The organism is Gracilibacillus sp. D59 (assembly GCF_052246695.1).
Taxonomy (GTDB): domain Bacteria; phylum Bacillota; class Bacilli; order Bacillales; family Amphibacillaceae; genus Gracilibacillus.
Window position 1 is genome coordinate 112,331 of record NZ_JBQQCK010000007.1, and the last position, 13,368, is coordinate 125,698.

16 protein-coding genes and 1 riboswitch are annotated in these 13,368 nt (G+C 39.3%); of the genes, 14 read left to right on the forward strand and 2 right to left on the reverse strand.

Features of this window, described 5'->3' with window-relative positions:
• The 9 genes from ACTWP4_RS13310 to ACTWP4_RS13350 all read left to right on the forward strand — a co-directional run bounded on the left by ACTWP4_RS13310 (position 1) and on the right by ACTWP4_RS13350 (position 8,780).
• On the forward strand, positions 1-1,518 hold the full coding sequence (locus tag ACTWP4_RS13310; RefSeq protein WP_443129262.1) for a response regulator transcription factor: 1,518 nt from the start codon (positions 1-3) through the stop codon (positions 1,516-1,518).
• A 123-nt stretch (positions 1,519-1,641) separates the two neighbouring features.
• Positions 1,642-2,964, forward strand: coding sequence for an extracellular solute-binding protein (locus ACTWP4_RS13315; RefSeq protein WP_443129263.1), 1,323 nt, complete (start codon positions 1,642-1,644; stop codon positions 2,962-2,964).
• A 24-nt stretch (positions 2,965-2,988) separates the two neighbouring features.
• Entirely contained in the window at positions 2,989-3,879 is an 891-nt protein-coding gene (locus tag ACTWP4_RS13320) for a carbohydrate ABC transporter permease (protein ID WP_443129264.1), read from the forward strand.
• Entirely contained in the window at positions 3,879-4,754 is an 876-nt protein-coding gene (locus tag ACTWP4_RS13325; RefSeq protein WP_443129265.1) for a carbohydrate ABC transporter permease, read from the forward strand. Before ACTWP4_RS13320 ends, ACTWP4_RS13325 begins: the two co-directional genes overlap by 1 nt.
• 69 nt (positions 4,755-4,823) lie before the next feature.
• Positions 4,824-5,303 carry a GNAT family N-acetyltransferase gene (locus ACTWP4_RS13330; protein WP_443129266.1) on the forward strand — a complete coding sequence of 160 codons (480 nt, stop codon included), beginning with the start codon at positions 4,824-4,826 and terminating at the stop codon, positions 5,301-5,303.
• Entirely contained in the window at positions 5,296-6,381 is a 1,086-nt protein-coding gene (locus tag ACTWP4_RS13335; protein WP_443129267.1) for a Gfo/Idh/MocA family protein, read from the forward strand. The genes ACTWP4_RS13330 and ACTWP4_RS13335 overlap by 8 nt, the downstream gene beginning before the upstream one ends.
• Positions 6,378-7,244, forward strand: coding sequence for a sugar phosphate isomerase/epimerase family protein (locus ACTWP4_RS13340; RefSeq protein ID WP_443129268.1), 867 nt, complete (start codon positions 6,378-6,380; stop codon positions 7,242-7,244). The genes ACTWP4_RS13335 and ACTWP4_RS13340 overlap by 4 nt, the downstream gene beginning before the upstream one ends.
• Entirely contained in the window at positions 7,237-8,100 is an 864-nt protein-coding gene (locus ACTWP4_RS13345; RefSeq protein WP_443129269.1) for a sugar phosphate isomerase/epimerase family protein, read from the forward strand. The genes ACTWP4_RS13340 and ACTWP4_RS13345 overlap by 8 nt, the downstream gene beginning before the upstream one ends.
• A gap of 56 nt (positions 8,101-8,156) precedes the next feature.
• Positions 8,157-8,780 carry a YesL family protein gene (locus ACTWP4_RS13350; protein WP_443129270.1) on the forward strand — a complete coding sequence of 208 codons (624 nt, stop codon included), beginning with the start codon at positions 8,157-8,159 and terminating at the stop codon, positions 8,778-8,780.
• A gap of 25 nt (positions 8,781-8,805) precedes the next feature.
• Here ACTWP4_RS13350 and ACTWP4_RS13355 read toward each other — a convergent pair whose 3' ends face one another.
• Both ACTWP4_RS13355 and ACTWP4_RS13360 read right to left on the reverse strand, forming a co-directional pair.
• Complete coding sequence (locus ACTWP4_RS13355) at positions 8,806-9,045, reverse strand: hypothetical protein (RefSeq protein WP_443129271.1); 240 nt, start codon at positions 9,043-9,045, stop codon at positions 8,806-8,808.
• A 134-nt stretch (positions 9,046-9,179) separates the two neighbouring features.
• A complete protein-coding gene (locus ACTWP4_RS13360) occupies positions 9,180-9,611 on the reverse strand; it encodes an Hsp20/alpha crystallin family protein (protein ID WP_443129272.1) in 432 nt (143 codons plus the stop codon).
• A 102-nt stretch (positions 9,612-9,713) separates the two neighbouring features.
• On the opposite strand from ACTWP4_RS13360, the gene ACTWP4_RS13365 reads away from it, so the two are divergent.
• The 5 genes from ACTWP4_RS13365 to purK all read left to right on the forward strand — a co-directional run bounded on the left by ACTWP4_RS13365 (position 9,714) and on the right by purK (position 13,358).
• Positions 9,714-10,325 (forward strand): DUF2179 domain-containing protein, encoded by a 612-nt coding sequence (locus tag ACTWP4_RS13365; RefSeq protein WP_443129273.1) that lies wholly within the window; start codon positions 9,714-9,716, stop codon positions 10,323-10,325.
• Positions 10,315-10,479: an NETI motif-containing protein gene (locus ACTWP4_RS13370; protein WP_443129274.1), complete on the forward strand. Its 165-nt coding sequence runs from the start codon at positions 10,315-10,317 to the stop codon at positions 10,477-10,479. Before ACTWP4_RS13365 ends, ACTWP4_RS13370 begins: the two co-directional genes overlap by 11 nt.
• A gap of 123 nt (positions 10,480-10,602) precedes the next feature.
• On the forward strand, positions 10,603-11,295 hold the full coding sequence (locus tag ACTWP4_RS13375) for a hypothetical protein (protein WP_443129275.1): 693 nt from the start codon (positions 10,603-10,605) through the stop codon (positions 11,293-11,295).
• Between the two features lie 198 nt (positions 11,296-11,493).
• Positions 11,494-11,592, forward strand: a riboswitch (purine riboswitch).
• Positions 11,593-11,752: 160 nt separating this feature from the next.
• Positions 11,753-12,244, forward strand: coding sequence for a 5-(carboxyamino)imidazole ribonucleotide mutase (gene purE / locus ACTWP4_RS13380; RefSeq protein ID WP_443129402.1), 492 nt, complete (start codon positions 11,753-11,755; stop codon positions 12,242-12,244).
• Positions 12,231-13,358 (forward strand): 5-(carboxyamino)imidazole ribonucleotide synthase, encoded by a 1,128-nt coding sequence (gene purK / locus ACTWP4_RS13385; RefSeq protein ID WP_443129276.1) that lies wholly within the window; start codon positions 12,231-12,233, stop codon positions 13,356-13,358. Before purE ends, purK begins: the two co-directional genes overlap by 14 nt.
• The last annotated feature ends 10 nt before the right edge of the window (positions 13,359-13,368 follow it).

Below are 13,368 nucleotides of genomic sequence, written 5' to 3' on the forward strand. Positions count from 1 at the left end.
GTGAGAGTTCTTATTGTAGATGATGAAATTATTATTCGAGAAGGTCTTTGTCAAGTAGTACCTTGGAGTGAACATGGTTTTCAACTGTTAGAACCAGCCGTATCTGCTGAAGAAGCAATGGAAGTAATTCGTGATACATGTCCAGATATTATTATTACGGATATACGGATGAATGGGAAGAGTGGGCTGGATTTAGCTGCGTATGTTTCAGGTCAGAGACTACCCATTGAGGTGATCTTGCTGACAGGGTATGATGAGTTTTCCTATGCCCAGGAAGCACTACGTCAGGGTGTCAGTGATTATCTACTAAAAGCAAGTGAGCCAGATGCAATTTTACATGCGGTGATGAGGGCAAGAGATAGGCTTACTGATACAAAGGAACATGTACAATGGAAGCAATGGGAACACGATCGACTTATTCTTTCATTAACAAAAAAAATAGTTGCGGACAAATTTCAGCAAGAAGATATGGACCAGTTAATTGAGCTAATTCCTGAACTACAAGAATCTGCCCTTCAAGTTATTATGAGTGATAGGTCATTGCCGCTAACAGAGCTTAAGAAGAAAGAGGAGCTTTGGAATAAATATATATTTGGTAAATGGCTGAATATAAATGATAGATTAACCATTATTGTTCGCCGAGATTCCCGATTAGAAGATGAATACTTATTACAAATGGCCGCCAAAAAAATTACCCCATCATTAGAAAAGCCTATGTTATTAGGTACTGTGGTTTCGTCAATAAGCAATCTTTCAGCATCCTATCAAAAGGCAAAATCATTACTTTTATACGAATGGCTTTTACCGGATAACAAAATTATTAGCGCAAAAGAGATTCTAGAAAGAGATGGCATCGCACATACGGAGAATATGAAGGATTATGAAGATAGGTTATTTCATTGCATGAATACAGGGGGCTATCAGGAGTTAACGCGTTTATTAGAGGAACTTGTTACTTGGTTATTTTCCCATCCACATGCAACTCCAGGTTCTATTCAATTGTATGTCCAAACATTGTTTATATCTATGCTTCGATTTGTGAATAGGGTGGCATCTTCCGTTGGGAAACGTACTATTAATTATAAATCACTCCATCCTCCGGGCGAATGGTTTCCTTTTTATCAGGATAGGTTGATTCCATCTTTCCTAAACGTGATGGATGACTATCGGGACCTGGTGGATCGACAAAGTAACTATGTACAAATGGCAATTCTTTATATAGAAAATAGATTGAATAAGCAGCTATCCTTACAGGAGGTAGCCAATCATGTCCATGTTAATCCGAGTTATTTAAGTGAGATGCTTCGAAAAGAAACCGGCACCTCCTATGTGGAGTTGATCACGCAATTACGAATGAAAAAAGCAGAGGAGCTATTGATTCATACACCTGCAAAAGTAAAGGAAGTCTCTAACCAAGTAGGCTATGCTGATTGGAAATATTTCACTTCACAATTTAAAAAACATACGGGAGAAACGCCAACACAATATCGGAGACGTTTGAAAACTGATGTGAATTAAGCATCAGTTTTTCTTATTTCTGAAAAGTCAGACTCCTTCTACCCTTAATCTGTGATTTGTCCCCTTATGAAAATTCACGACGTTTATTATAATTTAATTAGATTAACTGAGGAGGTAATTTAGATGAAACGGGTGTTAGCATTAGTAGGAATTTTTTTATTATTTGTATTAGCGGCATGTGGTAATGACGGTGGAGAGCAAGAAGCAAGCGGCAATGAAAGTAATTCTGATTCCACAGAAAAGACAAGTATATCTATTTGGCATAACTTTGCTGGGGATGACCTTCGAGCGAGAGAGGTACGAGATATGATTGCGCAGTTTCAGGAGGAACACCCTGATATAAAGGTGGAGGAAGAAGCGATACCTGTCGATGGCTACCGTCAACGAATAAGTACAGTAGCAGCTGCAGATGAATTACCAGACGTATTCTTAACATATCCAGGAAGTTTTACTGATGAATTTCAGGAAGGTGAATTAGTTCAACCAATTACTCCCCTCTTAGAGGAGTATCCTGAATGGAAAGAAGCATTTTTACCTGGTGCGCTAGATGTTTACGATTATGATGGAGAAATATATTCAGCCCCAGTTGCTATGTCATCTACATCTTATCTCTATTACAATAAGCAATTATTTGAAGAAAATAATCTAGAAGTACCGAAAACATGGGATGAATTGATGGAAGTAATAGATGTATTTAATGAACAAGACATTACACCATTAGCAATGGGGAATCAAGCTCCATGGGTAGCGCAATCTACAACATTTGGTGCTATTGCAGATCGTGTGACTGGTACGGAATGGTTCATGAATGCTGTTGCACAGGACGGTGCCTCTTTTACTGACCCAATCTTTATTGAAGCGCTTGGGTACTTTAAACAACTAGTTGATGCGAACGCTTTCCAAGAAGGTGCGAATAGTATTGATAATACGCAAGCTGAGCAATACTTTGCTCAAGGAAATGCAGCTATGATGATCAATGGATCATGGACCATTAGTAGTTTGGCTAGTTCTGCTTCTGAAGACACATTAGCGAATATTGGTGTAACGGTTGTCCCAAGTATCGAAGAAGGGGAAGGACGCGCGAACACCATTACAGGCGGACCTGGTGGTGGATATTTGCTAAATAGTAAGGTAGAAGGTACAGAAAAAGATGCAGCACTTGAGCTGATTTATGCACTAAGTAATGCAGAAGCACAGAAAAGAATCGCTGAAAGTAATTCCATGGTTATGTATGATGTGGATATTGATAAAGAAAAGGTAAGTCCACTATTTTATGAAGCATTTAATTTAGTACGTGAAGTCGAATTTGCACCTGTTTATGATTTATATTTGTCAGCAGCAGCTGGAGAAGCGATTAACAATGGATTACAGGAAATTATGTTAGGTGGAGACCCAGAAACAGTAGCGGAAAAACTTCAGAAATCACAAGCTCAATCAATAGAGTAATGAAAAACAAAAGGGAGGGATAGCATGCAAAACGTATTGAAAGTAAAAGCCCTGTTGGTAGTGACCTTGCTTCCAGCCCTTTTGCTTTATACTTTTATCGTAATTATTCCCATTTTTTGGTCTGGTTATTATGGTTTCTTTAACTGGTCTGGAATTGGGGAGTCGACCTTCATTGGCTGGAGGAACTATATAGATGTGGTGAATGATCCAATCTTTTGGAGAGCTTTGAAAAATAACATGATAATTGTTGCTGCTTCGGTATTTGGTCAAGTGCCCGTGGCATTGATACTAGCGTTGATGCTGAGAAAAACGACGTTATTTCAAAAATTTGTACGGTCAGCAATCTTTTTACCGATGGTTATTTCTACGGTTGTGGTTGGGTTGATTTGGGGATACATTTATAATCCGCAATTCGGGATTGTTAATTCAATACTAGAGGCTATTGGTTTGGAGTCTTGGACACGTGCATGGTTATCTGATCCCAGTGTCAATATGTTTGCTGTATCTATTCCAATTATATGGAATTACATTGGACCCTATTTGATTATCTTCATAGCAGCGATACAAAATATCCCATCCGAGCTAGATGATGCTGCAAAAATAGATGGAGCTAGTGGGATTAAGAAACTCTTTTATATAACTTTGCCATTAATGTGGACGACGATTAAGGTTGCGATTGTTTTATGTATTTCAGGTAGTTTAAAGGCCTTTGATCAAGTGTTTGTCATGACTGGTGGTGGACCAGCTCAGTCAACGGAGTTATTAGCTACTTATATGTATAACAATACCTTTATGGTTTACCGGTACGGCTATGGTTCGGCGATATCCACGATGATTATCGTGGTTAGTCTAATCTTAATTGTTATTAGCCAAGTTGTAATGAAGCGAAAAGATGAGCAAGGAGTGGGCATTTAATGGAACAAAATACAGTGCTTGAAAAGCAACTTCCTTCTAGTAAACTACGAAGTAAAAATGTTGTGTACCGGCTACTTAAAACGGTTTTCCTTGGTGTATTTTCTCTATTAATGATCTACCCATTGTATTGGCTGATAATTAGTGCGTTTAAAACAAATGAAGAATTTTTTCAGCATCCATATGCACTTCCGATGGAGTGGACATTAGACAATATTACTCGAGCTTGGGAATTAGCAGACATGGGACGGGCGATGATTAACTCTACATTAGTAACGGTGACAGCAACGATTTTAACCGTGCTTCTGGGCGCACTTACGGCTTATGTACTGTCGCGGTTTACCTTTCGTTTTAAAGGATTATTAATGGTTTTCTTCCTTTTAGGGATGCTGATTCCGATTCATAGTACACTTGTCCCCTTATTTATACTAATGGATCAAGTCGGCATGTTAAATACTTACTGGGCCTTGATATTGCCATACACAGCCTTTGAGCTACCTATTTCCATTTTTCTAATTACTGCCTACATGTCGACGATACCAAAGGAAATAGAAGAAGCAGCTGTTATGGATGGTACAGGGTATTGGGGAATCTTCTTTAAGATGATGCTTCCACTCACTGTACCAGCTATGGCAACGGTGGCTATTTTAGCCTTTCTGCGCTATTGGAACGAGTTCGTATTTGCTTTAGTCTTTATTAACGATTCGAAACTAAAAACCTTGCCACTTAGTCTATCTATCTTCTCTGATGGGTACAGTACTGATTATGGATTAACGATGGCAGCGATGGCGATTGCTGTTGTTCCAACGATTATCATGTACGTTTTTTTTCAAGAACAGATTATGAAGGGTATGGTAGCAGGTTCAGTCAAAGGATAGAAGTTCAGCGGATGTAAGCGTATAATAAATAGTAGATTCATATGATACTTAGGAAAGGAGGGCTCTTAGATGGGAGATATGCTTGTACCGCTTTATAAGCTAGCACCATATGAACCAGATTCATCGAACACCTGGATAATTCGGAGACCAATACCTCCTGAAAAACATCTAGTTATTCAATGGGTAAGAGAGCATTTTTCAGAACATTGGGCGAGTGAATGTGAGGTTGCTTGTACCCAAACGCCAGCATCCTGTTTGATTGCTATTCAAGATGGCGAGATTCTTGGTTTTGCCTGTTTTGATGTAACTTATTTGAACTTTTTTGGCCCTACAGGTGTGAGTGAGAAGGCTAGGGGAAAAGGTATTGGCAGTGCTCTGTTACTAGAAAGCTTACACGCCTTACAGCGTAAGGGCTATGCCTATGCAATTATAGGTGGCGCAGGACCAGTTGCTTTTTATAAAAAAGCTGTTGGCGCGATCGAAATTCCGGACTCTGATGATGGTGCATACAAAGGAATGTTACAAACAAAGGAGGAAGACAATGGATAAGTTAAAGGTTGGAATTATAGGAACAGGATCGATTTCCCATGAACACCTCGATGCCTACCAGAAATTAGATAACGTAGAGATTTATGCGATTTGTGATATGCAAAAAAGTCGTGCAGAGCAAGTAGCAGCCACTTATCATGTCTCCCACGTGTTTGAGGACTATAATGAAATGCTGCAACTTCCAGACCTCGATGCGGTAAGTATCTGTACATGGAATTATACCCATGCAACAATTACCATCGCAGCACTTGAAGCTGGCAAGCATGTACTTGTGGAAAAGCCGCTTTCTATCACGGTGGAGGAAGCGGAAAAAATCCAAGAGGTAGCAAATCGTGTTCATAAAATTGTACAGGTAGGTGTTGTAAGACGGTTTGATCCAAACGCAAAAATGGTAAAAGATTTCGTTGATGGTGGTATGTTTGGTGATTTGTATTATGCAAAGGCTTCTTATCTACGTAGAGCTGGTAATCCAGGAGGATGGTTTGCGGATAAAGATAAATCCGGTGGCGGTCCATTGATTGACCTCGGGGTACATGTCATTGACTTGTGCTGGTATCTTATGGGGAAACCGAAGCCAGTATCGATTAGTGCGAATAAATATAACAAACTAGGAAATAGATCCAATATCAAGTATCTGTCTTCTTATAAAGCAGCGGATTATGACCCAGACAAAAATAATGTAGAAGATTTAGCAAATGCGTTAATAAGGTTTGATAATGATGCCTCGCTTTTTGTAGATGTTAGCTATACGTTACATGCTACTAAGGATGAAACGGGTGTAAAGTTATATGGAACAAAAGGTGGTTTGGAAATCGAACCAGAGATAAAGTTTGTGACAGAACAGCATAATACAATGCTCACCAGTTACCCACAAACAGACTCACCTAAGCTAGATGTTGAGCAGGCTTTCGTAGGGGAAATTACACACTTTGTGGATTGTTGTTTGACAGGAAAAGCACCAATTAGTTCCGTGGATGATGGTGTACAGATGATACGAATTCTGAATGGAATCTATGAATCTGCTGAGAAGAACCAAGAAATAACGTTAGGGCAGGGAATGGAGGAATCAGTAAAATGATGATCGGTGTAAGCTCCTATAGCTTGCTACAAGCATTACGCTCGGAAGAACTAACAGTGGTAAGTATGATGCAATGGATTAAGCAGATGGGTGGCACACACGTTGAAATTGTACCGCATGGATTTGAGGTTACCTTAGACACGGCATCCGATATCCGTGAACAGGCGGAAGCGATCGGATTGGAAATCTCTAATTATGCAATTAGTGCTAATTTCGCGGTGGATGATCAGCAAAAGTATCAAGAAGAATTGCAGCGAGTCAAGCATCATGTGGATATCGCACATGCTTTAGGTGTAAAACATATGCGCCATGATGCAGCAAGTAGGGCGGATGGAACAATTACTACCTTTATCAATGAACTCGACCAGATAGCGCATGCGTGTAGAGAAATTACGGAATATGCTGATACGTTTGGTATTGTCACTTCCATCGAGAATCACGGTTTTTACTTACAAGGAAGTGATCGCGTGATTGCTTTACTGGATCGTGTTAATCATCCAAACTTTCGCTTAACCTTGGATGTAGGGAATTTTGCTTGTACAGATGAAGACACTGCCATCGCCGTAAAGAAATGCCTACCTTATGCTTCGATGGTTCATATCAAGGATTTTTATGTCCGTGAAAAAAACGAGGCCTTGCAAAAGGGTTGGATTGAGACTGCTGGTGGTAAGAAGATAAGAGGTTCAATTGTTGGTCAAGGAGACTTACCAATAGACGAAATTCTTTCTATTATTGCTGAAAGTAACTATGATAGCTGGGTATCTATTGAATTTGAAGGAATGGAAGATTGTATCGAGGGGACGGCTACTGGGCTTGCTTTTGTAGTACAAGGAATAAAAAAGGAGGTCTCCTCTCATGCATAATCCAATCGGTGTCATTGCAGATGGATTTCAGAAAGGACTTTGGGAGGGCTTGCGTTTAGCAGGTGAGTTGAAGGTGCAAAGTGTCCAGCTTTATGCCGTTTCCGGAGAAATGGATCCGGCAACCATTACTTCTGACACGAAAAAAAGGTTAAAGGAAGAATTGCAAGCTAATAACTTAACCATCTCCGCCTTATGCGGTGATTTAGAAGGGCATGGCTTTCAGGATAGAACAGTGAATGCGGAAAAGGTTGATAAGTCCAAGCGAATATTGGAGCTAGCTGTTGAGCTTGATACACCTATTGTTACTACGCATATTGGCATCGTTCCAGAAAAGCAAAATGCAATTTACGAAGCCATGTTTGAGGCGTGTGAGGAGCTGGGTAAATTTGCAACTTCCTTAGACGCTCATTTCGCGATTGAGACTGGTCCTGAACCGGCTTCTCGTCTCAAAGGCTTTCTTGATCAGTTATCTACGAATGGGGTATCCGTTAACTTCGACCCAGCAAATATGGTTATGGTTACAGGTGATGACCCGGTTCAGGGTGTTTATACATTAAAGAATTATATCGTGCATACACACGTAAAGGATGGTAGAAAACTTGGGCCAGTTGATCCACGTGACGTGTATGGAGCAGTTGGCTATAAACCGATGAGCCACGATGCCATTGCTGACATGGTAGAAAACGGCACAGGATTTAAAGAAACTCCACTTGGTCAAGGGGATGTACCTTTTGATAAATACTTTAAGGCCTTGCAAGATATCGGATACAAAGGACATCTAATTGTCGAACGCGAAGCCGGATCCAACGCATACGAAAACATCAAACAAGCCGTCCAATACCTGCAACAACGGTAGCCAGGGTAGGTGCCTGTCACCGCTCGGAATTTGTCGAATTGGATGACAGATGGAATATGAAAAAGGAATTAGTAGGTGATGATGTGGAAACGATGTTAAATCAATATGCTGTCATACTTCAAAAAATATTTTGGTATGTTTATCTTCAGGTACTATGGATATTGTTTACGTTAATAGGGTTTCTCTTTTTTGGCATCTTTCCAGCAACATACGCCCTACTAGTGGTTGTGAAACAACAAGATACATCCACAACCAGAGCCTTTCATGCATTCCGACGAGCTTATCTGGAATCATTTTTTGTCATAAATCGAGCTGCAACGATTTGGCTAGTGATGATTCTCCTTCTGAGCATCAATATTTTCTTTTTGCCAGAATCTCAACAAATAATAAGACTGGCAGCTACATCGATGCTGGTCTTTCTATTATTGTGTTTGGTCCATTTTTTGAATTATTTTCAGACAGATGCTAAAGTCATAGAACAAATCAAGCGGTCCTTTTTACTAACCTTCATAAACCCTAGGAAAAATATAGGGTACATCCTTTTAGTTATCATGCTAGGGGCAGCATTTTATATTATCCCCGGTATCACCTGTTTCTTTGCAGTCAGCGTTAGCGCTAAAGCTATTAGCTGGATAAAAGGAACCGACCAGACAATTGTTCAACATACGAAAATATCCTAGTTGGTGCCAGGCACCTCCAGAACTACTAGCTATCCCTATCTACTTTCGATTTGTATTCTGTAGGTGTACAGCCTTTTGGATGATAAGGGATATCTAGGATTGAAAGAAGGATAACTAAATTATATTGTGCTAACGGTAGCTTTTTGTTCAATAAGGCTTTGGAATGAACTTCAACAAACAGGAGCAATTGTGAATCAACATAGGGTAGATAATGATCAACCTTTTTTATAAAAACCAAACTTAAATCTGCTAAAGAAGAATCCATTTTGATCAATCTTTTTCAAAAAGGATTCTTCGTATTTATCGTAAATAAGGTTTTATGAGGTATTGTTGATCAACCTTTTTTTCATAGCTACAGTTTCTCCTGTTTTTGAAATGTACAAAAACAGGATGTACTTTTCATTCCTCAAATTCCTCGATGTCTACTGCATGCTTTTTTCTCTTGTCATTTACTAAGCGGTGCAGATGAATCGTCATCAGTCCTTGTTTCAAGCCAGCCGTAATCCGATCTTCCCTTACAGGGAAAGGTAAATCAATTTGTCTGGAAAATTCCCCTTGTAAAATCTCCTGCTTAATCAATTTCCCCGACTGTTGTACTGGAAAAAGTGTCCCCTTTAATTCTAATACATCATAATTAACAAACACCTTTACTTGTTTACGATCCTTAATTCCGGGCAAATTAACATAAACGATTATTTCATTGTCCAATTCGTACATATTAACGGCTGGAATTGGCGGTTTAATCATATGTTCAAAGTCATCCCAGAAGTTGCCGCCAAAAAATTGATCTAAGTTATTTTTCCAATCATGCATATGTTGAAATGGATCCAAAATTATCTCTCCCCTTTCTCTTTTTGCTGTGATAAAATGGTTTCGCTATATTATAAGATATGACTTTGACAAATCGTTGTGCATTAGCGGAGGTGTGTTAAAATGCTTGAAAACGCGTTTATGATGATTGTTATTATTATGATCATCAATATTGTCTATGTATCGTTATCCACACTAAGAGTAATTCTTATGCTAAAAGGTAGACGATATATTGCCGGAGCAATGAGTATATTCGAAATAATGATCTATACGCTAGGTCTTGGCATCGTGTTAGATAACTTAGGAGAGATTCAAAATCTAGTGGCTTACGGGTTGGGTTATGGCCTTGGAGTAGTCATCGGTTCAAAGATAGAAGAGAAATTAGCACTGGGATATATCACAGTCAATGTGATTTCTTCAGATCCAGATATCTCATTCACAAAACAGTTAAGAGATAAAGGTTACGGAGTGACGAGTTGGTATGCATACGGCATGGACGGAGACAGGTTATCGATGCAAATTCTGTCACCGAGAAAATATGAGCTTCATTTATACGAAACAATTAAATCGATTGATCCAAAAGCTTTTATTATCGCCTATGAACCAAAACAGATCCATGGTGGGTTCTGGGTGAAACAAGTAAAGAGAGGGAGGATTCGCAAAAGTGTCCAAAAAGCAGAAGAAGAACAACAACAAGAAGCCAGTCAAGAAGAAGTTCGAAGTAATGGAGAATGAAACCATTGATGATTGCTTAGAAAGAATAAAGCAGGAAGGGTATCAGCCGACAAGACGCGTGGAAGAACCCGTTTTTATTGAAGAAAATGGAGAGCCTGTACCTAAGGGCAGAAAAATAGTATTTGATGCAAAACTAGTAAAACACGAACATTAAGAGTCACTAAATTAGTTTGCTGTTCATCTGATTCTCCCCTTTTTTGAACTTATTTATAATAATAATCAACCTCTTGTAAATAATAATTTGGAAGATATTTAACTATTAATAGGAGGATGATTTATGAATCGTTTAAAATGGTGGATAGTTGGTGCTTTCCTTTTAGTAATATTGATGGCTTTAAGTTACACTAGTATTCTTAATTCTGCTGGCTCAAATCCAGAAAGGGCAAGTGTCGCTGAAACGAGGACGTTGAGTGTAGATCATAAGCAAAAGGATATTCCGGTGTTTTTTAATAAGCAAGGAGAAAAGGAAGATGAGGATGTTGAAACGAAATTAAAGGAGCAAGCAAACCAAATCCTTGAGGTATTAGCAGACCAAAATTTTAAGAAACTTGCAACTTTTGTGCATGAGGAAAAAGAGCTCTTATACTCTCCTTATGTTAATGTGAGTGAAAGTGATCTCGTATTTCAACCAAGTGAAGTAGGGGCATTTAAACAAGACACAGAAAAATATATATGGGGTGTAGAGAGTGGAAGTGGATATCCAATTAAGCTAACCCCAGTAGAATATCATAAAGAGTACGTCTATCAGGCGGATTATCTTAATCCGGATGAGGTAACGTTTGATAGAACTAAAAATCGTGGAAACATGGTGAACAATATTAAAGAATTCTTTCCGAAAGCACATATAGTAGAATTTTATAAAGAAGGCCAGGAAGAAATGGATTGGAGCAGTTTATATGTGGTTTTTGAGCAAAATAAACAAGGAGAATGGAAACTTGTTGCGTTGGTAAATGATGAATGGACAATATAAAACAGAGGCTTGCATGACTAAAACGGTCGGCAAGCTTTTTTGTATTTTATGTGAAACGCTCCGTTATATAACTTATTGGTACAAACTAACAATGTAATTTCGTCAAAAGACGAACGTTGATATAAACTATTATTTTAATGTTCGATTTTTTGTTGACAGGATTCGAGTGCTCTTGTTATCATAAAAATATAGTAAATAAATCTAACATAATAATTGCCTCATATAATTTGAGAATATGGCTCAAAAGTTTCTACCCGTCACCGTAAATGATGGACTATGAGGGAAGATGGCCGATGATTTTATCCGAAAAAATCATCAGGATAGTTATGGAAACCACACCTATTCATCTTCTCTCCTGATAGAGAAATGGATAGGTTTTTTTGTATCTTATTATACTAGTAACTGCCTTAAGTTGATTGATTCAAACAGATATTATATAGAAGGAAGTGGGGAAATTATGGTGCTTGTTGGTGTTATCATGGGAAGCATATCCGATTGGGAAACGATGAAGCATACGTGTGAGGCATTGGAAGAACTCGGAATCAGTTATGAGAAAGAAATCATCTCCGCACACAGAACTCCGGAAGACATGTTTGAATATGCCGAAACAGCACGAGATAGAGGCCTGAAAGTTATCATTGCTGGAGCAGGTGGTGCAGCCCACCTACCAGGTATGGTCGCATCGAAAACTACGTTGCCTGTCATCGGCGTACCAGTTAAAACAAGCACACTCAGCGGTGTCGATTCACTTTATTCCATTGTACAAATGCCAGGCGGTGTACCAGTCGCCACTGTCGCAATTGGCAAAGCAGGGGCCAAAAATGCAGGCATTCTTGCAACGCAAATTATAGGCACAAGCGATCAAGAAACAGCATCACGATTAGCCAATCATCAAAACCAACTAAAAGAAAAAGTAGCAGAAATGAGGGAGGATCTTGCAAACCAATAAACTATTATTCGGCTCTACTATCGGGATCATTGGCGGTGGACAGCTAGGGCGAATGATGACTACGGTAGCCAAACATATGGGGTATCGTGTTGTCGTTCTTGATCCAACTCCGGATTGCCCTACAGCACAAGTAGCAGATCAACAAATTGTCGCTGCATATGACGATTTAGCAGCAGTCAAACAGCTAGCGAAGAAAAGTGATGTGGTGACATATGAATTTGAAAATGTCGATTTAACAGCAGCACAAATTCTCGAAGAGGCTGGCATTCTACCACAAGGTGCAAACTCACTTAAAGTGACACAAGACCGTGAACTAGAGAAAAAAGCAATGGTCGACAGTAACCAGCCTGTTGCCGATTTTGCGATTGTCACCACAACCGAAGAATTACAAGCAGCAGCTAAGAAAATCGGCTATCCGTCCGTGGTCAAAACATGCCGTGGTGGTTATGACGGCAAAGGGCAAGTGAAGCTCACTAGTGAAGCGGATATCGAAAGCGCAATAGAGATGCTCGAACAAACCAACCGGTTAATCGTGGAAAAATGGGTAGCTTTTGATAAAGAAATATCGATTGTATTCACAAGAACACAAACAGGAGATATCACCTATTTCCCGGTAGCAGAAAACATTCACCGAGACCATATTTTACACGCTACGATTGCACCAGCACGGGTTTCCGAACAAATCGCACAGAAAGCCCGTCAAGCTGCAAAAGCAATTGCGGAAACAATTGGCGTTGTCGGAACATTTGCAATTGAAATGTTCGTATGTGGCGAAGATATCTTAATAAATGAACTGGCGCCAAGACCGCATAACTCCGGACATTATACAATTGAAGCATGTGATGTATCACAATTTGAACAGCATATTCGGGCTATATGTGGATTGCCATTGATCCAGATCCAATCTCATGGTGGAGCAGTAATGGTTAATTTACTTGGAAAAGATGTAGATCCTTTTTTCAGTCAATTAGATGACAACTCTAATGCACACATTCATATGTACGGAAAAGCAGAAAACAAGCCATTGCGTAAAATGGGGCATGTAACATTTATTGGGGACAATCCTTTAATCATATATAATGAACTAGTGGAAAAAAAGATAATCGAAAACTAGGAGGAAACAT

Excerpts from the sequence above, each read along its gene's own strand:
- ACTWP4_RS13315 (WP_443129263.1), top strand. The coding sequence starts at position 1,642 with ATGAAACGGGTGTTAGCATTAGTAGGAATTTTTTTATTATTTGTATTA.
- ACTWP4_RS13320 (WP_443129264.1), top strand. The coding sequence starts at position 2,989 with ATGCAAAACGTATTGAAAGTAAAAGCCCTGTTGGTAGTGACCTTGCTT.
- ACTWP4_RS13325 (WP_443129265.1), top strand. The coding sequence starts at position 3,879 with ATGGAACAAAATACAGTGCTTGAAAAGCAACTTCCTTCTAGTAAACTA.
- ACTWP4_RS13330 (WP_443129266.1), top strand. The coding sequence starts at position 4,824 with ATGGGAGATATGCTTGTACCGCTTTATAAGCTAGCACCATATGAACCA.
- ACTWP4_RS13335 (WP_443129267.1), top strand. The coding sequence starts at position 5,296 with ATGGATAAGTTAAAGGTTGGAATTATAGGAACAGGATCGATTTCCCAT.
- ACTWP4_RS13340 (WP_443129268.1), top strand. The coding sequence starts at position 6,378 with ATGATGATCGGTGTAAGCTCCTATAGCTTGCTACAAGCATTACGCTCG.
- ACTWP4_RS13345 (WP_443129269.1), top strand. The coding sequence starts at position 7,237 with ATGCATAATCCAATCGGTGTCATTGCAGATGGATTTCAGAAAGGACTT.
- ACTWP4_RS13350 (WP_443129270.1), top strand. The coding sequence starts at position 8,157 with ATGAAAAAGGAATTAGTAGGTGATGATGTGGAAACGATGTTAAATCAA.
- ACTWP4_RS13355 (WP_443129271.1), bottom strand. The coding sequence starts at position 9,045 with ATGGATTCTTCTTTAGCAGATTTAAGTTTGGTTTTTATAAAAAAGGTT.
- ACTWP4_RS13365 (WP_443129273.1), top strand. The coding sequence starts at position 9,714 with ATGCTTGAAAACGCGTTTATGATGATTGTTATTATTATGATCATCAAT.
- ACTWP4_RS13370 (WP_443129274.1), top strand. The coding sequence starts at position 10,315 with ATGGAGAATGAAACCATTGATGATTGCTTAGAAAGAATAAAGCAGGAA.
- ACTWP4_RS13375 (WP_443129275.1), top strand. The coding sequence starts at position 10,603 with ATGAATCGTTTAAAATGGTGGATAGTTGGTGCTTTCCTTTTAGTAATA.
- purE (WP_443129402.1), top strand. The coding sequence starts at position 11,753 with ATGGTGCTTGTTGGTGTTATCATGGGAAGCATATCCGATTGGGAAACG.